A 19,074-nucleotide genomic window follows, 5' to 3' on the forward strand; every position below is an offset into this window, starting at 1 on the left:
TATGACAAAGGAAGTATCAGGCTACGCTGGTCGCCGCGTGTCGGCTAACCCGAACAGCCACAAAGAACGCGGCCGCTGAGAGTATCGAGACGATGAACACCGTCCATTCGACGGCCACGTATCCGTGCGTGAAGCTCCAGATGCTGGCGGCGGCAATCGGCGCAATTCCCTTCGCGACATTTGATGGGAAGGAAAGCATACCGCTGACTGCGCCATATCCTTCAGTCCACATCAGGTCCTGGACAATTGTGCCTCGCAGGATTGTCATCATCCCGTTTGCAGCGCCATAGCAAAGCGCAAACAACCAGAGCAGCACGGCCGCGTGCCCAGCGCTTATCAGGACAATGGTCGACAGCGGGAAAAGCGTCACGACGATGATGCCCACGGTGCTGACGTGGACAGTCCGGCCGAACGTGAACCACACCGCACGAGCGGCGACCTGAGCTGGACCGATGAGCGCCATGGTTGTGACCAGCACGGCGTTCGACACACCACGCTCAACCATGAGCGGCACCAGATGGAATGTGAGCGCCGCGAACGTCGCGTAGTAGGCTGTGAAGCACATGGCGAGCGCCCAGAAAACTGGGGAACGGAGCGCGCGACGTGTGGCTGCGTCGTTGGCCAGCTTTACTGAACCACTTGTTTGCCGGGAGCCCGGGTCAGCGCGCGAGGAGCGGATTGCCAGCACATGGACAGGCAGACAGATAATCAGGTTCAATGCCGCAAGCACAACAAGCGATGTGCGCCACCCGACCGAGCCGACAAGTAACTGGGTCAGCGGTATGAAGACCGTGCTGGCAAATCCTGCGACCAGCGTGATGAGTGTGATTTTGGTGCGGAAGCTTCGCGGATAACGATGTGTCACAACGGCGAAGACCGGGTCGTAGAACGTGGCCGCCATTGAGATGCCGAGACCTATCCACGCGACGAAGAGCGCCGTCAGCGACTGCGCGTCGGCCCAGAGCAGCAGCATCGCCGCCGCGATTACCGAGCCGACGGCCATCACCCGGCGCCCGAGTCCGTGGTCAATCCAGCGGCCGATGGGATACGCAGCAAATCCCGAAACCAGGAGCCCAACGGAAAGCGCGGCGTTCGTGGCTGTCCGGCTCCACCCCATGGACTGTTCCATCGGCACTACCAGCAGGGAGAACGAGTAGTAGACGGAGCCCCATGAGACCAGCTGCGCCAGCGCCAGGGCCCATGTAACCAGTCGGTCCTGGCTGTCTGCCGGCGCGTTGTCTCCGCTGGCGTTCTCGGTTCGACTCGACATCGTGCTCAATTTGTTCAGCCTCTCAACTTGCTCAGGTTGGGGACCATGCCGGTGCGAAACGCGTCGCAACAGAAGAAAGTCGCCGAGGCGAGCCTCTGCGCCAAAGCGACGGCAAGGCGCTCGGCCTCAGGACCTATCCGGGGCATGGCGATCAGGCTCGGCGCTTCGTTGACGGTACCTAAAAAGCCGATGCCCTCCCGATTGCAAAAATGCTCAACACGTCGCGAGACAAATTTCACGCGTACCCGTCGGAGCATTGCCGCCATTCCGCTTTTCTGACCCTGCGTTGTCAATGCGACGAAGAATTTCAAACCCTCGTCGGCCAGGCGATTGCGGACTCGCATCAGGGGCGTTTCCCAGTCGCATGGTGGACGCCAACTGCCGAGCGCTTCCGCATTCATCACCAGCACCGCGGCAGAGGAGCCCCCCGCGGCGAGGAAGCGCGCGATCGCAAGGTTCTCGTCGGCGGCGGCCGTGAGCGCAATGGCCGACGCCACGTAACCGGTTTCCCGCTGAAATGCCGACGATAGGCCGGCTGCTAGTGCCGAGCGCCTGGACGCAGACTCAGTACCCCCATCCTTCGGTTCTTGTTGGCAAACATCTGCGCGCTCATGTGCGGCCAACAGAATGAGTCCCTGCGCGGAGCCGCATTGCCACCCTCCCGACGCCGGCAGGAGCCATTCAGACGAAACCCGGTCATCGCCGCTCATGGCATCTCTCCAAAGATTTCACATTTCCAGAATACCGGAAATGTTGTAGAATGCAAGTAACGCGTGAGGGTTGGTGCTCGTTGGGCGGAGCAAAGCCGCTTGAATGCACCCAACGCCTCCATATACTTGGAAGCATCAAATTGCAGGGTAATGAAATGACAGTTCACGCAATCAAGGGCGACCAGACATTCCCGGCCGCCAAACCAGATTTTTTCGACACTGACATCGCCGCGCGTCTTGGAATGGAAAGCCAGCAGCCAGTGCGGATACTGTTGCTCTACGGCTCGCTTCGTGAGCGTTCGTACTCACGTCTGCTCGTTGAAGAAGCCGCTCGCCTGCTGCAGACGTTCGGCGCTGAAACGCGGATTTTTGACCCGCGTGGTCTGCCGCATGCCGATGATGTTGATGTGAAGAACCATCCGAAAGTGAAAGAGCTGCTCGAGCTGTCCCTTTGGTCGGAAGGACACGTCTGGTGTAGCCCGGAGCGCCACGGCACCATCACCGGTCTGATAAAGACGCAGATTGACCATCTGCCGCTGGTCAGCGGCGGTATCCGGCCGACGCAGGGGCGCACGCTTGCCGTCATGCAAGTGAGTGGCGGCTCGCAGTCGTTCAACTCAGTCAATCAACTCCGTCAGCTCGGACGATGGATGCGCATGTTCACCATCCCCAACCAGTCGTCTGTTGCCAAAGCTTTTGAAGAATTCGAAGAGAACGGCCGGATGAAGCCGTCGTCTTACTACGACCGACTGGTTGACGTGATGGAAGAACTCGTGAAGTTCACGCTGCTGCTTCGCGGTCGTGCCGACTATCTCGTCGACCGGTACAGCGAACGTGTGAAGGAAGACCGTCCGCTCGACCCGGCGACCGACCTAGCCTCCCAGGCAATCGCTGACCATTCCCGCAAAGAAGCGCAGGCGACCAACCAATAAGAGGCACTTCATGGCAACCCTGGATTCGAAGCTTGCAGTCAAGGCGCTTGCAGCGCTCGCGCACGAAACACGTCTCGCGGTCTTCCGTCTTCTGGTGACGGCTGGACGCTCGGGTATGAGTCCAGGCGCCATTGCCGAAAAGCTGGGGCTCCCGGCGCCCACGCTGTCATTTCACCTGAAGGAGCTCGCCCACGCAGAGCTCATTGAAGGCAAAAGTCAGGGGCGGTTCATCATCTACTGCGCCAGCTATGACCACATGCAGACGCTCATGGATTTCCTGATGGAAAACTGCTGCGCAGCGGAGCAAGCGGAACAATGCGGCTGCGCGACCAACGAAACGGAGGCGTAAATGAAGCGATTTCACGTGCACGTTATTGTCCCGACACTCGATGAAAGCGTGCGTTTTTACAGCAGTATGTTCGGCGCGCAGCCCACCGTGCTCAAGGACGATTACGCGAAGTGGATGCTTGAAGACCCGCGCATGAACTTCGCCATTTCGGCGCGTGGCGGTGAAGCAGGCGTCAATCACTTGGGATTTCAAGTCGATAGCGATGAGGAGCTGTCAGCTCTTCGCGAGCAGGTCGTCGCCGGCAGCGTCGCGGTACAGGACCAGCCCGGCGCGCAGTGCTGTTACGCAAGTTCGAACAAATACTGGACGCAGGACCCGGCCGGTGTGCCTTGGGAGACGTATCACACGCTCGGCGGCATCCCGATGTTCGGAGCGGACAGCCGACAGGCTGCCGCTTCGGAGGGCGGCGCCTGCTGCGCTCCCGTCACGTCGATTCCGGCGGTGATTGAGAAAAAGGTTGGCTGCTGCTGAGCGGCCACAAAAGCAAACGGCCGCCCAAGGTTACGAGGCGGCCGTTGCAACTGTAATCCTTCTCACGCACCGGCGGCTTTGCACCGAGCGCGACAGCGCGCCGTCTTGGGCGCAACCTAACACTTCACCTTTTTGCGGGGTTTGCAGTCTGCCGTTTCAACACCCTGGCAGCAGTTCTCCGTCAGAAAGTCGACCAGGCCGTTCATATGGTCTATCTCCGCCGCGTAGTAGACGAATCGGCCCTCCTGCCGGGACGACACGAGACCCGCGTGGGTCAGTTCCTTGAGGTGAAAGGACAGCGTGGCGCTCGCAAGGTCCAGTTGCTCCTGAATAACGCCGACGCTCAATCCGTCGGGTCCGGCCGTCACTAGCAGGCGGAATATACCCAAACGCGTCGGCTGGGCCAGCGCTGACAGGGCTTTGATTGCGTCTTTTTCCTTCATGGTGCACAGGTCGTCGAGATTAGCCGACGATTCTAAACCTATTGAGATGACAGCGGCGCGACAACGATGCCCGGCATCGACCGCCATCACAATTTGCGACCGTCAGGTCCGCCGCGGCCACGGTACAGCAGGCGACTGAGCAGCGTTGCAATGCTCGACACCGCAGCACAACCGAGAGCAGTTGGCGAGAGTCCATGGAGCAGGAGTTCCGCGATGGCTATTAGGGCGAACGCCATCTGTACCGTGCCCAGGAGAAATCGAACCGGCCCCCAGAGCAGAGAGTGCTTTTTTTGTGTGCCCGGCACCGCCGCCGCAGACGGTCTGTGATGACCGTGCCGATGGCCACCGACAGTTCTAACGCGATGACCGGAGAATTTCATGAACGTAACGGCGCTTTCGCCTGGATGTGGATCGCATTCGTTGACGAGCAAAATTGGCCGGCGTTACGCAGCCTTTTCCATTCGTCGTGGCTGCGGCTCTCGAGACAGCCTGTAACCACTACCGCGAACGGTTTCGATGATGGCGTCGTAGCCGACCGGTTTCAGTGCCGCCCGTAGTCGCTTGATGTGCACGTCGATAGTTCGTTCCTCGATGAACACATGGTCGCCCCACACCTGATCAAGAACAAGCGTACGGCTGTGTACGCGCTCGGGATGCGTCATGAAAAAGTGAAGCAGCTTGAACTCGGTCGGCCCAAGATGCACAAGAAGTTCCGCATCGTCGTCCTTCACGAACAACCGCCGCGTCGCCGGGTCCAGGGTGAGGCGGCCGATAGTGACCGCGTCGTCCGTCAACTGTGGCGCTCGCCGGCGCAGGACCGCCTTGATACGGGCGACAAGCTCTTTGGGCGAGAACGGCTTGGCAAGATAGTCGTCCGCGCCAGCTTCGAGGCCATCCACGCGGTCCTGCTCTTCATCTCGAGCCGTCAGCATGATGACCGGCACGTCGCGAGTCCTGAAGTCAGCGCGAAGCTGACGCATGAACTGGAGCCCGGACACGCCTGGCAGCATCCAGTCCAGCACAATCAGGTCGGGCAGAACTTCCGCTATCAGCGCGCTCGCGACCGTGACGTCCCGAGCTGGCAGCGGGTGCATGCCGGCATGCTTCAGGTTGGCAGCAAGCAACTCGATGATGGCAGGTTCGTCTTCGACTATCAGCACGCTGATTTGCATATTGGCTCCCCCTTAGTCCTTGGTATCCAGCGCACGGCGCTCGAGTTCATCCTGTGACAGGTGACGCACGTCCGTGCCCTTGACGACATAGACAATGAATTCAGCGATGTTCGTCGCATGGTCGCCAATACGCTCGATGGCCTTGGCGACGAACAGATAGTCGAGCCCGACGGATATGCTCCGGGGGTCTTCCATCATGTAGGTCACGAGCTTGCGGACAAACGCGCGAAACTCTTCGTCGATGGCCTGGTCGTCGCGGACAATCTGCGCTGCGGCGACAGTATCCAGTCTCGCGAATGCATCCAGCGCCCGGCGCAAGATGTGCGTCGCCATTTCCCCCGACAGCTTGATTTCGGCGATGTTGATGGTCCGCGCTGCGCTGTCTGCGGCGATGCGTCGCGTGCGTTTCGCAATCTTGCGGGCCTCGTCCCCGGCGCGCTCGAGATTGGTGATGGTCTTCGAAGCAGCCATCAGCAACCGGAGGTCTTTGGCGGCTGGCTGGCGACGAGCGATGATGTTGCTCAACTCTTCATCTATCTGGATTTCCATCGCGTTCAAGCGATGCTCGTCGGCGATAACCTGCTCAACAATATCGAGGTCGAAGGTGTCCAGCGCCTGCATCGCACGAGCAATCTGTTGTTCCACCAGGCCGCCCATCTCGAGCAGCCTGGTGGATACCAGATTGAGGTCGGCGTCGAACTGGCTGGAGAGGTGCTTGTCGGACATTTTCGCTCCCTAGCCGAAGCGGCCGGTAATGTAATCCTCGCTCGCTTTCTGGGTCGGCTTCGAGAAAATCTGCTCGGTAGTGCCGAACTCAATGAGCTTCCCCAGATGCATGAACGCCGTGTGTTCCGAGACGCGGGCCGCCTGTTGCATGTTGTGAGTGACGATGACGACCGTGTAGTGTTTGCGCAGCGCATGCAGCAGGTCTTCAATCTTGCCGGTTGCTATCGGGTCCAGCGCGGAAGTCGGTTCGTCCAGAAGCAGCACTTCGGGGTCGATGGCAAGCGCCCGGGCAATACACAGGCGCTGCTGTTGGCCCCCGGAGAGCGCTAGCGCACTCTGGTCGAGCTTGTCCTTGACCTCATCCCACAGCGCAGCCTGCCGTAGCGCGAATTCGACGCGTTCCTCGAGTTCGCTGCGTGTCAATGCTTCGTGGTGAGTGATGGCCAACGCGACGTTGTCGTAAATCGACATCGTAAATGGCGTGGGCTTCTGAAAAACCATCCCGACCATCAACCTCAACTCGTTGAGTTTGAAATGCGTGTCGAGGATGTTCTTTCCGTCAATCTCGACACTGCCGGTAGCCGTCTGCTCCGGATAAATCGAGTACATCCGGTTCAGAACCCGCAGCAGTGTCGACTTGCCGCAGCCTGATGAGCCGATGATTGCGGTGACTTCCCTATCCGGGAAATCGACGTTGACGTCGTACAGCGCCTGACGTCGGCCGTAGTGGAAATTCAGTCCGCGCACAGAGATACGCGCTTTGGTCGTCCGGGCGGTTGGCATCTTAACGGGAGGCATGAGCGCGATTGAAGAAGGTGCGGGACAGGATGGCCAGTGCCAGGACAAAGACCGTCATCAGGAATGCGCCGGCCCACGCCAGAGTGTGCCAGGCTTCGTAGGGACTCATCGCGTACTGAAAGATGACGACCGGAATATTGGCGAGCGGGCCGTTCGGCGTCGTTGACCAGTACTGGTTGTTCAGTGCGGTAAAGAGCAGCGGCGCAGTTTCCCCGCTAATTCTGGCGACGGCGAGCAACGCGCCAGTCACGATGCCGGCGCTCGCAGCCTTGAGCAGAATGCGAGAACTGATTTTCCAGCGGGGGATGCCAAGCGACAGTGCGGCCTCACGCATGCTGTCCGGAATCAGTTGGAGCATCTCATCGGTAGTCCGGATGACGACCGGCAACATGATGATGGCAAGTGCTACCGCTCCGGCCCAGCCTGAGAAGTGGCCTATCTGACGCACGATGAGTTCGTAGGTGAACAGGCCGATGACAATCGACGGTGCGCTCAGAAGGATGTCGTTGACGAAGCGCACGACTGCACCAAGGCGCGTACGGCGTGCGTACTCAGCCAGATAGATTCCTGCCATCAATCCGAGCGGCACGCCGATGAGAGACGCGATACCTATCATCAGAAAGCTACCGTACAGCGCGTTCAGAAGCCCCCCTTGTTGACCAGGTGGCGGTGTCATCTGAGTGAAAAGGCTCGGCCCGAGTGCCGCGAAGCCGTTTATCACGGTCGTCGCGAGAATCCAGAACAGCCAGAACAGACCAAAAAGCGTCGACAGGACCGATAGGACGAAAACAACGTTGTTCGTCATACGCCGCCGACGGAATTTCTTCATGTCGAAGGTTGTGTCCATCACTTCGCTCCTTCCATGCTGTTCAGGCGCAGCAGCAAAATCTTTGCCAATGCCAGGACAATGAACGTGACCACAAAGAGGACAAAGCCCAGCGCGATGAGCGACGACAGGTAAATGGGCGAATCGGCTTCGGTGAACTCATTGGCGAGGGTCGCCGCGATGGAGTTGCTGGGGTCCATCAGCGAAACGCTCAGGTCGTGGGCGTTGCCCAGCACGAAGGTCACCGCCATTGTTTCGCCCAACGCTCGACCGAGACCCAGGAAAATGGCCCCGATGACCGCTGAGCGCGTGTATGGAAGAACGACCTTTCGAATCACTTCCCACCGCGTTGCCCCGAGCGCGAAAGCAGATTCTTTGAGCATCTGTGGCGTCGCGGAAAAGACGTCGCGCATCACAGCGGTGATGAAAGGGATAATCATGATGCCGAGAATCAGGCCGGCCGGCAGCAGGCCGAGACCAATGGGCGCGCCCGAGAACAGCGGGCCAATCAGCCACACATTGCCAAACGTGCTGATGAGCCAGGGCTCAACATGGTCGGCAAGTACTGGGGCGAACACGAACAGGCCCCACATGCCGTAGATGATGCTGGGAATTGCAGCGAGCAGCTCGATTGCCGTGCTGACAGGTCCCTTCATCCAGCGCGGTGCGATTTCCGTGAGAAACATCGCAATGCCGAAGCTGATTGGGACCGCTATGAGCAACGCCAGGAACGAACTCACCAGCGTGCCGTAGATTGGAATCAACGCGCCGAATTTGTGGGCCACGGCATCCCAATCGGTGCTGACGAGAAAATGCCAGCCGAACGTCTGGAACGCGAGCCGGCCACCCCACAGCATCGAGAACGCGACGCCAGATAGCAGGACCAGGACGAATATCGCTGCGCTAAAGGCCGCAAACCAGAACATGCGGTCCGCCGCCGCGTCGGGTAGCCAGCGCTTGCGAGCCCGAAACGTCAGCTCGGTTCCGAGGACGGTGCCCTTTCGGCGCTCACCGTCTAACCCTTTGGCCAGTTCTTCAGCAGTAGTAGGCATGAACATTTCCTCTACTGGTGGCGGGTGCCATCGGCCCCGCGCCACCGTGGGTTGCGGGACCGTCAGAACTTGAAGTTGGTCGACCAGTATGTCTCAATTTGCTTGACGAGCGGCTCCGGCAGCGGAACGTAGTCAAGGGACTGGGCCTGCTGCTGCCCCTTCTCGAGCGCCCAGCGGAAGAATTCGATAGTCGCTTTGGATTGGGCGGCGTTCTTCGGCTGCTTGTACATGACGATGAACGTCGTGGCTGTGACCGGATAGGCATCAGCACCCGCTGCGTCAGTCATCACGAGGTCGAAATCCTGCGCCTTGGTCCAGTCTGCTGTCGCCGCCGCTGCCTGGAACGATTTCGCATTCGGCTCGACGAAATTGCCGGCCTTGTTCTGCACGGAACCGTAGGTCATCTTGTTCTGCAGCACGTAGGCATACTCGACGTATCCGATGGAGTTTTTCAGGCGGTTCACGTAGGCTGCGACGCCCTCGTTACCTTTGCCGCCGACGCCCGTGGGCCACGCGACGGACGTACCTTCGCCGACTTTGGTCTTCCATTCCAGGCTGACCTTCGAGAGGTAGTTGACCCAGTTGAAAGTGGTGCCAGAACCATCGGAGCGGTGCACCACGGTGATGGTGGCGTCCGGCAGCTTCAGACCCGGGTTGGCTTTCGCAATGGCCGGGTCACTCCACTTCTTGATTTTGCCCAGGTAGATGTCCGCGAGAACGGGCCCGGTGAAACGAATCTTGCCCGGCGTGACACCTTCGATATTTACGACCGGAACGACGCCACCAATGACGGAAGGAAATTGACCCATCTCCTTCGCTTTCAGGTCCTCGATGGACATCGGCATATCGGTCGCACCGAAGTCGACGGTAGCGGCCTTGATTTGAGCGATGCCGCCGCCTGAGCCAATCGACTGGTAATTGACCTTGATGCCCGAAGACTGGTTGTAGTCTGAAGACCACTTCGAGAGAATGGGGTACACAAAGGTGGAACCGGCGCCGGTGATTTCTACCGCGTGGGCGGCGACCGCGAAGGTTGCCACCACTACAGCACCCGCCAGACGTTGCACGAACCGCGTATTCATCTTGGTCATCCTCAGTAAGTAAGCATCATTTCCATAAAACTAGATACGTTACGACTGTCGGGATGCTAAGTATAGTTCGTGACATTCAGGTGACAAGGGTTCGGCTTTATGAAATTTATGTGACGAGCGGATTGCCCCGTAGCCGCTGAGGCATGATGCGGACGGGGCAACTTGCCGCACATCGACATTTCCATTATATTAGAGATGTCGATATAACAAGCCGCTGCCTGAAACAGGCTGGAGAATCTCGTGACCGAACACCGCAAATACAACGTCCTTTTCCTCTGTACGCATAATTCCGCGCGCTCTATCCTTGCTGAAGCGGCGCTTAATCAGCTCGCGAGTGACCGGTTCGTCGGCTACAGCGCCGGCAGCCATCCCGGGACGGCTCCGAACCCTTATGCACTTGACCTGCTGCGTTCGCAGGGGATTTCGACCGAAGGGCTGCGCAGCAAGAGCTGGGACGAATTCGCTGAAGACGGCGCACCGCAAATCGACTTCATTTTTACGGTTTGCGACAACGCAGCCGGCGAGGTATGCCCGATTTGGCCCGGTCACCCTGCGAAAGCACACTGGGGCGTGCCCGACCCGTCGACGGCCGAAGGCTCGGACGACGACAAGCGCAAGGCATTCCTGCAGGCCTATGTTCAGATGAGGAAGCGCATCGAGCTCTTCACGAATCTGCCATTCGAAAAGCTGGACCGCATCGCAATCCAGCAGGAAATGCAGAGCATCGGTACGTCGCTGCGCGAAAAAGGAGAGTAACGATGGCAGGCAGTCAAACCGCTGCAAAAGCAGCGCGGCCGGCACCCAGCGGAATCGGATTCTTCGAACGCTATCTGTCCGTATGGGTCGCGCTGTGCATTGTGGTTGGCATTGTCCTCGGCAAGTTGTTGCCTGGCACCGTGCACACCGTTTCGACGCTTGAAGTCGCCCACGTCAACATCCCGGTCGGGATTCTGATTTGGGTCATGATTATTCCGATGCTGCTGCGCATCGACTTCGCCTCGCTGGGAAAGGTTCGCAACCAGGTGAAAGGCATCGGCGTGACGCTCGTCATCAACTGGGCGGTCAAGCCATTCACCATGGCATTTCTGGCGTGGGTCTTCGTGCGACACGCGTTCGCGTCGCTGTTGCCTGCAGACCAGTTGGACAGCTACGTCGCCGGCCTCATCCTTCTCGCTGCGGCGCCCTGCACAGCGATGGTCTTCGTCTGGAGCCAACTGACAAAGGGTGACCCGTACTTCACGCTGTCGCAGGTCGCGCTGAATGACCTGATAATGGTGTTCGCGTTTGCCCCTGTTGTCGGACTCCTTCTCGGCATCTCGAACATCACGGTGCCGTGGGATACGCTGCTGACTTCCGTGGTGCTCTACATCGTCATCCCGGTCATCATCGCCCAGATTGTCCGCAAAGCTCTCCTACGCCAGGGCGAGCAGGCTTTCCAGCGAGCGCTGTCGAAGATTGGCCCGTTCTCCATCGCTGCACTGCTGCTGACGCTGGTATTGCTCTTCGCGTTTCAGGGCGAGCAAATCATTGCTCAGCCGGTGGTTATCCTGCTTCTCGCAGTGCCCATCCTGATTCAGGTGATTATCAATTCGTCGCTCGCCTACCTGGCGAACCGACAGCTCGGCGTGCCGCACGACGTCGCTGCTCCGTCCTGCCTGATTGGCGCGTCCAACTTTTTCGAGTTGGCGGTTGCGACAGCAATCAGTCTGTTCGGACTCAAATCTGGCGCCGCATTGGCGACTGTCGTGGGTGTACTTATCGAAGTACCGCTCATGCTCGTCGTCGTCAAGGTGGTCAACTCATCGCGACACTGGTACCAGCGGACGTCGTAACTGACTCAGGCGTTTCCCGGAGAAGGTGTCGGTGCCGCATGAATGCGGATCGACGCCTTCTTTCACCAGAGCGATTTGCTTACCTTCACAGGGTGGGCAAGCGCTCGAAATTGTCAAAGCGGGCAAACGGTGGCGGCATCTCGGTTACCTCAAGCGCTTCGACAAGCGCAGCGGACATGCCTTCGCTGAGCCAGGCGCACAGGGCGGCCACCTGCTCCGGCGAGCCCTGCAGCATTGCTTCTACTGAACCGTCTGTTCGGTTGCGGACCCAGCCTGTGACGCCCAGCTCTCGCGCGCGGCGGACGCAGGCCTCCCGATAGCCCACGCCCTGCACCTGGCCGAGCACCTGCACCAGTCGGGTCTCGAGCGGCTCGTCCTTGTCGTGAGATTCCATGCGCGTGCTCCCGTTGCGTGCCGACGCACCTGCGAGGGCGGTTCAATGAAGCGGCTCGGCCGCAATCGCATGCTTGCGCATCTTCTCCCACAGGCTCTTCCTCGAAATTCCCAAGGCATGCGCAGTCTCGGAAATGCGACCTTGGTGCTGCAGCAGCGCCGCGCGAATGAAGGCGTTTTCGCATGCGGCCATGTAGCCATCGAGCGGCGTGTCCATATCCAGAGCCGATGCGCCGTGAGAGCCGTCTTCCTCGAAAATATCGGATGAAAACAGGATATTGCGGGAGCACACGATGCATGCGCGCTCAAGGCGATTTTGCAGTTCCCGTACGTTGCCGGGCCAGCCGTACGTCGCAAGTCGCGCCTCTGCCGAAGGGTGAAAAACCTTCGTCGGCTCGCTGAGCTGGCCCGCGATATCGCGTACGAAACGGTGCGCAAGCCATAGGACATCGTCGGGCCGGTCGCGAAGTGCCGGTACGCGTAGCTGCAGGATGTTGATGCGGTAAAAAAGGTCTTCCCGAAACTTCCCGACCCGGACCAGTTCCGCGAGGTCCCGATTCGTCGCGCAGACCAGCCAGAAGGTGGTTTCGAACCCTCTCTCGCCCCCAACTCTCGTGACGCGGCGCTCCTGCAATGCACGCAGCAGCTTTACCTGCATCGACAGGGGCAAATCGCCTATCTCATCAAGAAACAGAGTGCCGCCCTCCGCCTGCTCGAAGTACCCCTTCTTCTGACGCTCTGCGCCGGTGAACGCGCCCCTCTCGTGGCCGAAAAATTCGGATTCGAGAAGCGTCTCTGGAACGGCACCACAGTTGACTGCGACGAACGGCAGCGCGTCGCCCGGCGCATGTCGATGAACGAACCGCGCGAGCACTTCCTTGCCGACACCCGATTCGCCGGTAATCAGAATCGATTTGGCTCGACCAGCGACTCTCGGCACCAGTTCGGCGAGGCGCCGCATCGCTTCGGACACACCTAGCTCGCTCTGCGCCGGCATGGCCCGGTCAGGTATGCCCGTCCCTGTGAGAAGTCTTACCTTGTCGACCAGCGCGCCAATGTCGAACGGCTTCGTGATGTAGTCTGCTGCGCCGCTTTTGAGGAGAGCAACTGCCGTATCGACTGACGCGTAGGCCGTGATGAAAACAAATGGCGGCACGGAGCCGTGCGCGGCCACCGACCGCGAAAACAGATCCTCGCCTGAAATGTCGGGCAGCCGGATATCGCTGATGACGGCCTGATAAGGGCGATTCTGCAGAGCACCGAAAGCCGACTCACCATCGGTATGCCAGTCCACATCGAACCCTTCCAGGCGGAAGCGGTCAGCCAGGGACTCGCCCATGATGGGGTCGTCTTCGACAACACAGATAAGCGTGGTCGACATGATGCTCTCCTGTTTCACGGAGAAGTAACGGGCAACAGCACGGCAAAGTACGTCCGTCCCGGTGCGCTATCCACTGAAATTGTGCCACCGAGCTGCGTAACGATTTGATAACTCACCCACAGTCCAAGGCTGTACGAGCGACGGCCCTCGGCCACGGCAACCGCCCCAAACGGTTCGAACAGGTGCTCCATGGCGACGCCCGAGATGTGCTGACCAGTGTTCGATACTGTTATCTGCAGTCCAACCCCGTCGACTGCAACCAGGCAGTCAACACGCCCACCGACCTCCACGGCCTTCACCGCGTTCAGCAGCAGGTTGAGCACGAGCTGGCGCACCAGGTGTGCGGGTAATGCTATCGCTTCGTCCAAGTCAATGTCCCAATGAAACATTGCCTGCTTCGCCTGCATCTGCGGTGCTATCAACAGCTTCAAGTCCTGCCAGTCCGACAAACTCATCGCAGGCGAGTCAAGCCGCGCCTCAAACAGCAACGCGCCGACAGTCGCGCGGATTTGACCGAGACCACGTTCGAGCAGTCCTAGCGTCTTCTTTGTTTGAGCGTCGGGCTCACCATGAGTATTGAGCGTGTCGATAGCGTTCAGCATGCCGCCCAGTGGATTGTTGATTTCGTGCGCGATGCCGGCTGCCACCTGGCCCACGGCCGCGAGTCTCTCGGAGACGACAACTTCGCGTTCCAGGTCCTGTTTTTGCGCCAGTTCCGCAAGCATGGTCTGAAACTGCTGTTCCAGCTGTCCTATTTCGTCGTTGCTTTGCGCGGTGATGCCCGCCCCCACTTTTTCCGGATGCTCCTTTCCAACACGAGCCATGGCCGCTGCGAGGCGAAGGAGCGGCTTCGCCATCCGGTCGCCCCATACCCAGCCCAACGGTATCAGTAGCAACAAAGCTGGCACCGTGGCTACGGCGAGCTTGAGCAGCGTCGAGCGCACGCGGCCGTAGAAGGTATTAGCGTCATAGACCAGCACCACATAGCCGAGGCGGCTCCCGTCGTCGGAATTCACTGGCATGCCGGCGGTGACATCACGGCTCGCGAACAATCCAGGGAAGTCAAAGAAGAACTGGTCACCGGAGCCTCCAAGATGAGAGATAACCGTACCGAACTGGGCGGGAAGGTGGGCGACCGGCCGCTGGACAGGTTCCTCCCGGGGAGAGGTTGACGCGTACACCCGCGCCCTGGCATCAAACAGAACGATTTCCTTCAGCGGATTCGAGGGCTCCCTGACCGCCACCGGCGTTCGAATCGCTTCGAATGCCCGCCACAGGTCGTCCTTGACCATCGGGTCGCGAACCGACAGCGTGAGAACGCGGCACAGATTCTGGGCGCTACTCTCGAGGTCATTTCTGGCATCCGACACCGCGACGCTTACGAGCGCGATGGTCACGAGTATTTCCGTCAACAGAATGACTGCGCTCAGCGCGAGCGGGATCTTGTAGCGGTAGCTGAGATGGGACAGCATCTGCGTGGCCCTACACCGGCCCGGAGTTCAGAATCGCAACCAGGCCGCGGATACCGTCGAACACCCTGTCGTCGTTCGGCACGAAGCCGTCAAGGTTCAATCGCTGCAACACATCCCGACCTTCAGGACGGTCGTTCATCCCGAGCAACGCACGCTGAATTCGAAGAAACGATTCGTCGTCGAGCGAGTGACGCGCCACAATCGGCGGAAAACCATACTGCGGGGAGCGCCACGCAACGCGTACGTCGCGGGTGCGTTCCGGGTACTGCTTCTCGATGGTGTCATAGACATAGCCATCAATCTCACCCGCGTCCGCGAGACCAGTCGTCACGGCATCAACAACTTTCCTGTGCGCATACGTGAAGAATGACTTCCTGAAAAACCGGGTCGGCCGGATACCCGCACGTATCAGTTCGGTAGTCGGGACCAGAAAACCGGAATTTGATTGCGGGTCGCTGTATGCGAACACCCGGTTCCGAAGCTGCGAGATGTGGGTCGTCTGCGTGTCGCTTCTGGGAACAATCAGGTACGAACGATAGAGCGGCTGCCCCTGATAGGCCGGTATCGCCATCAACCGCATCGTCAGTGGGTTCGTGACGTACGGAAACCCACAGACCCACGCTACATCCAGCCTGTTCTCGGCCAGCAGGTCGTCAATCTCGCGATAGCTATTGCGCTGCACAAACTTCACGTCTGCACTGCATACCGCACCAAGCTCGCGGCTCCACCGGTCCAGCAGGTTGATCTCGTTGTCGAGGAATACAGCGGTCGTACCGAACGCAACCGCCGGGCTTTCGCTGGCAAATGGAACTTTGAAGGACGAGAGGAGTGGAACGCCTAACGCGAAGCGCAGAACCCGCCGCCGCCCGATGTTACGAATTGGTGACATAACGGCTCTCCCCCAATCACGAACCGTTACCGGACGGTAATGGCGTCCATCAGGTCTGCTGAATTACTACCCGCAGTGCGCAAGGCTCTCGGCGGACGTTTGACTGCATGGCATACGTCTTGCCATTAAGTCGATGCTAACGACTACCCGAGCAAGATTCAAGCGAGGAGGAGACCATGTCAGACTTAAAAGTCGCACGCCGTACATTTCTAAAAATCAGTGGCGGCTCGATTGCGGCTACTGCCGCGTCAGCGCTTGCTCCGAACGTGGCTTCTGCCGCGAACGCAACGGATACGAGCAGGACGAAACTTCCGTATCCGAGAAAACCCGTAGCCCATGTCGGCGGCATGGCGCTCAACGCGCCAGTCTCGTTTGCCTACCCCGATGCCGCGTCGCCCTGCACAGCGCTCAAGCTAGGCAGCCGGGTACCGGGTGGCGTTGGACCGGATGGCGATATCGTCGCCTACAGCGCCATGTGCACCCACATGGGCTGTCCCGTCATATACGAGCCCACGACGAAGGTCTTCAAGTGTCCCTGCCACTTCAGCATGTTCGATGCGGAGAAAGCCGGACAGATGATTGCCGGGCAGGCCACCGAAAATCTGCCGCGCGTGCGACTTCAATATGACGAGAAGACAGGCACCGTGTCGGCAGTCGGCGTGGAAGGGTTGATATACGGCCGCCAGGCCAACGTTCTTTGAGTTCGAGGAGCTGAAAATGCCTACCGATAAGGACCGCATTGCGCTACCGCCGGTCACGGCCCAGCGAACCAATATGACCTGCCATTTCTGCATCGTTGGATGCGGGTACCACGTGTACAAATGGCCGGAAGACCAGGAAGGTGGCCGCGCGCCGAACCAGAATGCGCTCGGTGTTGATTTTCGCAAACAGGTGCCGCCGCTCTCGCTCATTATGACGCCTGCCATGGAAAACGTGGTCACCGACCGCGACGGCTCGCGCCATACCATCATGATTGTCCCGGACAAGAGCTGCGTCGTGAACAGCGGCTTGAGTTCGACGCGAGGCGGCAAGATGGCGATGTACATGTACGCGGCTGACGGGATAACCCAGGAGCGCCTGAGACAACCGCGCATCTATCTAAGCGACCAGTGGGTGGATACGACCTGGGACCAGGCGATGGCGCTCTATGCCGGGTTAATGAAGAAGGTGCTCGACAAGGATGGCCCGAGCGGTATTGTCTTCTCTGCTTTCGACCATGGTGGTGCGGGCGGCGGATTCGAGAACACGTGGGGTTCCGGCAAGCTGATGTTCACCGCGCTGCAGACGCCGATGGTCCGCATTCACAACCGTCCCGCGTACAACTCGGAGTGCCACGCCACCCGTGAGATGGGCATTGGCGAGTTGAACAATTCGTACGAGGATGCCGAGCTGGCCGATGTCATCTGGTCTATCGGCGCGAATTCGTACGAAACGCAGACTAACTACTTCCTGAATCACTGGGTGCCGAACCTGCAGGGCGGGACGCTCGACAAGAAAAAACAACGCTTCCCAGGCGAGGCGTTCCCGAAGACGAAAGTCGTTTTCGTGGACCCACGACGCACCCCAACCGTTGCCATTGCCGAACAGGTAGCCGGAAAGGACAACGTGCTGCATCTGGACATCCAGCCGGGCACTGACATCGCATTGTTCAACGGGATTTTCACCTACGTGGTCCAGCAGGGATGGATTGACAAGGATTTCATAGCCGCCCATACGAATGGGTTCGACGCGGCAGTCCAGGCCAACAAGCTGTCACTCGACGAGTGCAGCAAAATCACAGGCGTGCCTGTTGAGAAAATTCAGACCGCGGCGGAATGGTCATATAAGCCGAAGGGGTCGGGGCAGCTTCCGAGAACGATGCATACCTACGAAAAGGGCATCATCTGGGGCAACGACAACTATCTGATTCAGTCGTCGCTGCTGGACGTTGCGCTGGCCACCCACAATGTCGGGCGTCGAGGCACGGGCTGCGTGCGCATGGGCGGACATCAGGAGGGATACACGAGGCCGCCGTATCCCGGCGACACGAAGATATACATCGACCAGGAACTCATCCATGGTAAGGGACGGATGATGACGTGGTGGGCGTGCAACAACTTCCAGACGAGCAACAACGCGCAGGGACTGCGCGAGGTGGTCTTGCGTCGCTCGCAAATCGTGAAAGATGCGATGCAGAGCGCACGTGGCGCGAGCACCGAGCAACTGGTCGATGTGATTTACGACGCGACAAGCAAAGGCGGTCTGTTCGTGACGAGTATCAACATCTATCCGACGAAGCTCCAGGAGGCCGCGCACCTCATGCTGCCCGCAACGCACCCGGGTGAGATGAATCTGACATCTATGAACGGTGAGCGCCGCATGCGCCTGTCCGAACGGTTCATGGACCCGCCCGGAAGCGCGATGCCAGACTGTCTCATCGCCGCGCGCGTCGCCAACACGCTGCGCGCCATGTATCAGAAAGATGGCAACACGAAGATGGCCTCGCGGTTTGACGGTTTCGACTGGAAGACCGAGGAGGACGCGTTCAACGATGGATTCCGTCGCGCCGGGCAACCAGGCGTGGAAAAGATAGACAGCCAGGGCGGCAATACCGGTAACCTGGTCACTTACGAACGGCTACGCGCCATGGCCAACAACGGGGTGCAGTTGCCAGCGAAGGCGTGGGAAGGAGGGAAGCTTGTCGGCACCGAAATGATGTACATGGACGGCAAATTCGATACGCCAGACGGCAAGGCGCAGTTCAAGCCGTCTCCCTGGCCAGGGTTGCCAAAACTGGTTGCAGACCAGAAAGGGAAATACCGCTTCTGGATTAACAACGGTCGTACGAACGAAGTGTGGCAAACGGTTTACCACGACCAGTACAACGAATTCGTTCGTGACCGGGACCCGATGGCCTATATCGAAATCAACCCGGACGATGCACAGGGGCTCGGAATTGGCGCGGGCGATATCGTCGAAGTCTTCAACGACTTTGGGTCCACGTACGCAATGGCCTATCCGGCTGCGGAACTGAAGCATGACCAGACCTTCATGGTGTTCGGCCACATCAACGGCATTCAGGACAACGTCACGACCACATGGACGGACCGCAACATCATTCCGTACTACAAGGGCACGTGGGCGAACATCCGTCGCGTCGGGTCGGTGGAGGATTACAAACAAAAAGTCAGCTTCAAGAGTCGCCGTTATACATAGGTGACGATGGCCGGCGCATTGCCGGCCGTATTCTCTTTTTCTCAACCGCCGGCTATCCGCACGTGGGAGTGG

Annotated in this window: 20 protein-coding genes; 7 read left to right on the forward strand and 13 right to left on the reverse strand. The window is 59.3% G+C overall.

Annotation, left to right across the window (positions count from 1 at the left end; translation table 11 throughout):
* Window positions 1–16: 16 nt before the first annotated feature.
* Complete coding sequence (locus tag PDMSB3_RS35860) at window positions 17–1,270, reverse strand: MFS transporter (RefSeq protein WP_165189768.1); 1,254 nt, start codon at window positions 1,268–1,270, stop codon at window positions 17–19.
* A 14-nt stretch (window positions 1,271–1,284) separates the two neighbouring features.
* A complete protein-coding gene (locus PDMSB3_RS35865; protein ID WP_165189770.1) occupies window positions 1,285–1,767 on the reverse strand; it encodes a hypothetical protein in 483 nt (160 codons plus the stop codon).
* A gap of 368 nt (window positions 1,768–2,135) precedes the next feature.
* Here PDMSB3_RS35865 and arsH point away from each other — a divergent pair, with 368 nt between their 5' ends.
* From arsH to PDMSB3_RS35880, 3 genes are read left to right on the forward strand one after another with little or no spacing between them, the layout of a single operon-like run.
* Window positions 2,136–2,912 carry an arsenical resistance protein ArsH gene (arsH, locus tag PDMSB3_RS35870; protein ID WP_165189780.1) on the forward strand — a complete coding sequence of 259 codons (777 nt, stop codon included), beginning with the start codon at window positions 2,136–2,138 and terminating at the stop codon, window positions 2,910–2,912.
* Window positions 2,913–2,922: 10 nt separating this feature from the next.
* Window positions 2,923–3,261, forward strand: a complete 339-nt coding sequence (locus PDMSB3_RS35875) for an ArsR/SmtB family transcription factor (RefSeq protein WP_087645399.1) — start codon at window positions 2,923–2,925, stop codon at window positions 3,259–3,261.
* Complete coding sequence (locus PDMSB3_RS35880) at window positions 3,262–3,732, forward strand: ArsI/CadI family heavy metal resistance metalloenzyme (RefSeq protein WP_165189782.1); 471 nt, start codon at window positions 3,262–3,264, stop codon at window positions 3,730–3,732.
* 116 nt (window positions 3,733–3,848) lie between these two features.
* On the opposite strand, the gene PDMSB3_RS35885 is transcribed toward PDMSB3_RS35880, so the two are convergent.
* The 7 genes from PDMSB3_RS35885 to pstS all read right to left on the reverse strand — a co-directional run bounded on the left by PDMSB3_RS35885 (window position 3,849) and on the right by pstS (window position 9,831).
* Entirely contained in the window at window positions 3,849–4,262 is a 414-nt protein-coding gene (locus tag PDMSB3_RS35885; RefSeq protein WP_407670665.1) for an ArsR/SmtB family transcription factor, read from the reverse strand.
* 356 nt (window positions 4,263–4,618) lie between these two features.
* Window positions 4,619–5,347 (reverse strand): phosphate regulon transcriptional regulator PhoB, encoded by a 729-nt coding sequence (phoB, locus tag PDMSB3_RS35890; RefSeq protein ID WP_165189784.1) that lies wholly within the window; start codon window positions 5,345–5,347, stop codon window positions 4,619–4,621.
* A 12-nt stretch (window positions 5,348–5,359) separates the two neighbouring features.
* On the reverse strand, window positions 5,360–6,073 hold the full coding sequence (phoU, locus tag PDMSB3_RS35895) for a phosphate signaling complex protein PhoU (RefSeq protein ID WP_165189786.1): 714 nt from the start codon (window positions 6,071–6,073) through the stop codon (window positions 5,360–5,362).
* A gap of 9 nt (window positions 6,074–6,082) precedes the next feature.
* Window positions 6,083–6,871 (reverse strand): phosphate ABC transporter ATP-binding protein PstB, encoded by a 789-nt coding sequence (gene pstB, locus PDMSB3_RS35900; protein ID WP_165190123.1) that lies wholly within the window; start codon window positions 6,869–6,871, stop codon window positions 6,083–6,085.
* Window positions 6,858–7,718 carry a phosphate ABC transporter permease PstA gene (gene pstA, locus PDMSB3_RS35905; RefSeq protein WP_201142204.1) on the reverse strand — a complete coding sequence of 287 codons (861 nt, stop codon included), beginning with the start codon at window positions 7,716–7,718 and terminating at the stop codon, window positions 6,858–6,860. Before pstA ends, pstB begins: the two co-directional genes overlap by 14 nt.
* On the reverse strand, window positions 7,718–8,623 hold the full coding sequence (pstC, locus tag PDMSB3_RS35910; RefSeq protein ID WP_232064469.1) for a phosphate ABC transporter permease subunit PstC: 906 nt from the start codon (window positions 8,621–8,623) through the stop codon (window positions 7,718–7,720). The genes pstA and pstC overlap by 1 nt, the downstream gene beginning before the upstream one ends.
* A 188-nt stretch (window positions 8,624–8,811) precedes the next feature.
* Entirely contained in the window at window positions 8,812–9,831 is a 1,020-nt protein-coding gene (gene pstS, locus PDMSB3_RS35915; protein WP_165189790.1) for a phosphate ABC transporter substrate-binding protein PstS, read from the reverse strand.
* 249 nt (window positions 9,832–10,080) lie between these two features.
* Between pstS and PDMSB3_RS35920 the strand changes: the two genes are divergently transcribed.
* Together PDMSB3_RS35920 and arsB are read left to right on the forward strand one after the other, a co-directional pair.
* Window positions 10,081–10,596, forward strand: coding sequence for an arsenate reductase ArsC (locus tag PDMSB3_RS35920; RefSeq protein ID WP_165189792.1), 516 nt, complete (start codon window positions 10,081–10,083; stop codon window positions 10,594–10,596).
* Window positions 10,597–10,598: 2 nt separating this feature from the next.
* A complete protein-coding gene (arsB, locus tag PDMSB3_RS35925; RefSeq protein ID WP_165189794.1) occupies window positions 10,599–11,672 on the forward strand; it encodes an ACR3 family arsenite efflux transporter in 1,074 nt (357 codons plus the stop codon).
* A gap of 85 nt (window positions 11,673–11,757) precedes the next feature.
* Here arsB and PDMSB3_RS35930 read toward each other — a convergent pair whose 3' ends face one another.
* The 4 genes from PDMSB3_RS35930 to PDMSB3_RS35945 are packed head-to-tail and all read right to left on the reverse strand — an operon-like array spanning window position 11,758 to window position 15,807.
* Window positions 11,758–12,066 (reverse strand): acylphosphatase, encoded by a 309-nt coding sequence (locus PDMSB3_RS35930; protein WP_165189796.1) that lies wholly within the window; start codon window positions 12,064–12,066, stop codon window positions 11,758–11,760.
* Window positions 12,067–12,108: 42 nt separating this feature from the next.
* Window positions 12,109–13,446, reverse strand: coding sequence for a sigma-54-dependent transcriptional regulator (locus PDMSB3_RS35935; RefSeq protein ID WP_165189798.1), 1,338 nt, complete (start codon window positions 13,444–13,446; stop codon window positions 12,109–12,111).
* A 14-nt stretch (window positions 13,447–13,460) separates the two neighbouring features.
* Window positions 13,461–14,918: a sensor histidine kinase gene (locus tag PDMSB3_RS35940; protein ID WP_165189800.1), complete on the reverse strand. Its 1,458-nt coding sequence runs from the start codon at window positions 14,916–14,918 to the stop codon at window positions 13,461–13,463.
* 10 nt (window positions 14,919–14,928) lie between these two features.
* The gene (locus tag PDMSB3_RS35945) at window positions 14,929–15,807 is read right to left on the reverse strand and encodes a substrate-binding domain-containing protein (RefSeq protein WP_165189802.1); all 879 of its coding nucleotides are present in this window, start codon (window positions 15,805–15,807) and stop codon (window positions 14,929–14,931) included.
* Window positions 15,808–15,983: 176 nt separating this feature from the next.
* On the opposite strand from PDMSB3_RS35945, the gene PDMSB3_RS35950 reads away from it, so the two are divergent.
* Complete coding sequence (locus PDMSB3_RS35950; protein WP_165189804.1) at window positions 15,984–16,508, forward strand: arsenate reductase (azurin) small subunit; 525 nt, start codon at window positions 15,984–15,986, stop codon at window positions 16,506–16,508.
* A 16-nt stretch (window positions 16,509–16,524) separates the two neighbouring features.
* Window positions 16,525–19,002 carry an arsenate reductase (azurin) large subunit gene (locus tag PDMSB3_RS35955; RefSeq protein ID WP_165189806.1) on the forward strand — a complete coding sequence of 826 codons (2,478 nt, stop codon included), beginning with the start codon at window positions 16,525–16,527 and terminating at the stop codon, window positions 19,000–19,002.
* Window positions 19,003–19,074 lie beyond the last annotated feature (72 nt).

It is taken from the genome of Paraburkholderia dioscoreae (assembly GCF_902459535.1).
Taxonomy (GTDB): Bacteria; Pseudomonadota; Gammaproteobacteria; order Burkholderiales; family Burkholderiaceae; genus Paraburkholderia; species Paraburkholderia dioscoreae.

Coding starts and splice junctions, on each gene's coding strand:
- pstC (WP_232064469.1), bottom strand. CDS start 8,623: ATGTTCTGGTTTGCGGCCTTTAGCGCAGCGATATTCGTCCTGGTCCTG.
- PDMSB3_RS35935 (WP_165189798.1), bottom strand. CDS start 13,446: ATGTCGACCACGCTTATCTGTGTTGTCGAAGACGACCCCATCATGGGC.
- arsB (WP_165189794.1), top strand. CDS start 10,599: ATGGCAGGCAGTCAAACCGCTGCAAAAGCAGCGCGGCCGGCACCCAGC.
- arsH (WP_165189780.1), top strand. CDS start 2,136: ATGACAGTTCACGCAATCAAGGGCGACCAGACATTCCCGGCCGCCAAA.
- PDMSB3_RS35945 (WP_165189802.1), bottom strand. CDS start 15,807: ATGTCACCAATTCGTAACATCGGGCGGCGGCGGGTTCTGCGCTTCGCG.
- pstA (WP_201142204.1), bottom strand. CDS start 7,718: ATGGACACAACCTTCGACATGAAGAAATTCCGTCGGCGGCGTATGACG.
- pstB (WP_165190123.1), bottom strand. CDS start 6,871: ATGCCTCCCGTTAAGATGCCAACCGCCCGGACGACCAAAGCGCGTATC.
- PDMSB3_RS35860 (WP_165189768.1), bottom strand. CDS start 1,270: ATGTCGAGTCGAACCGAGAACGCCAGCGGAGACAACGCGCCGGCAGAC.
- phoB (WP_165189784.1), bottom strand. CDS start 5,347: ATGCAAATCAGCGTGCTGATAGTCGAAGACGAACCTGCCATCATCGAG.
- phoU (WP_165189786.1), bottom strand. CDS start 6,073: ATGTCCGACAAGCACCTCTCCAGCCAGTTCGACGCCGACCTCAATCTG.
- PDMSB3_RS35955 (WP_165189806.1), top strand. CDS start 16,525: ATGCCTACCGATAAGGACCGCATTGCGCTACCGCCGGTCACGGCCCAG.
- PDMSB3_RS35880 (WP_165189782.1), top strand. CDS start 3,262: ATGAAGCGATTTCACGTGCACGTTATTGTCCCGACACTCGATGAAAGC.
- pstS (WP_165189790.1), bottom strand. CDS start 9,831: ATGAATACGCGGTTCGTGCAACGTCTGGCGGGTGCTGTAGTGGTGGCA.
- PDMSB3_RS35950 (WP_165189804.1), top strand. CDS start 15,984: ATGTCAGACTTAAAAGTCGCACGCCGTACATTTCTAAAAATCAGTGGC.
- PDMSB3_RS35930 (WP_165189796.1), bottom strand. CDS start 12,066: ATGGAATCTCACGACAAGGACGAGCCGCTCGAGACCCGACTGGTGCAG.
- PDMSB3_RS35940 (WP_165189800.1), bottom strand. CDS start 14,918: ATGCTGTCCCATCTCAGCTACCGCTACAAGATCCCGCTCGCGCTGAGC.
- PDMSB3_RS35875 (WP_087645399.1), top strand. CDS start 2,923: ATGGCAACCCTGGATTCGAAGCTTGCAGTCAAGGCGCTTGCAGCGCTC.
- PDMSB3_RS35885 (WP_407670665.1), bottom strand. CDS start 4,262: ATGGCGGTCGATGCCGGGCATCGTTGTCGCGCCGCTGTCATCTCAATA.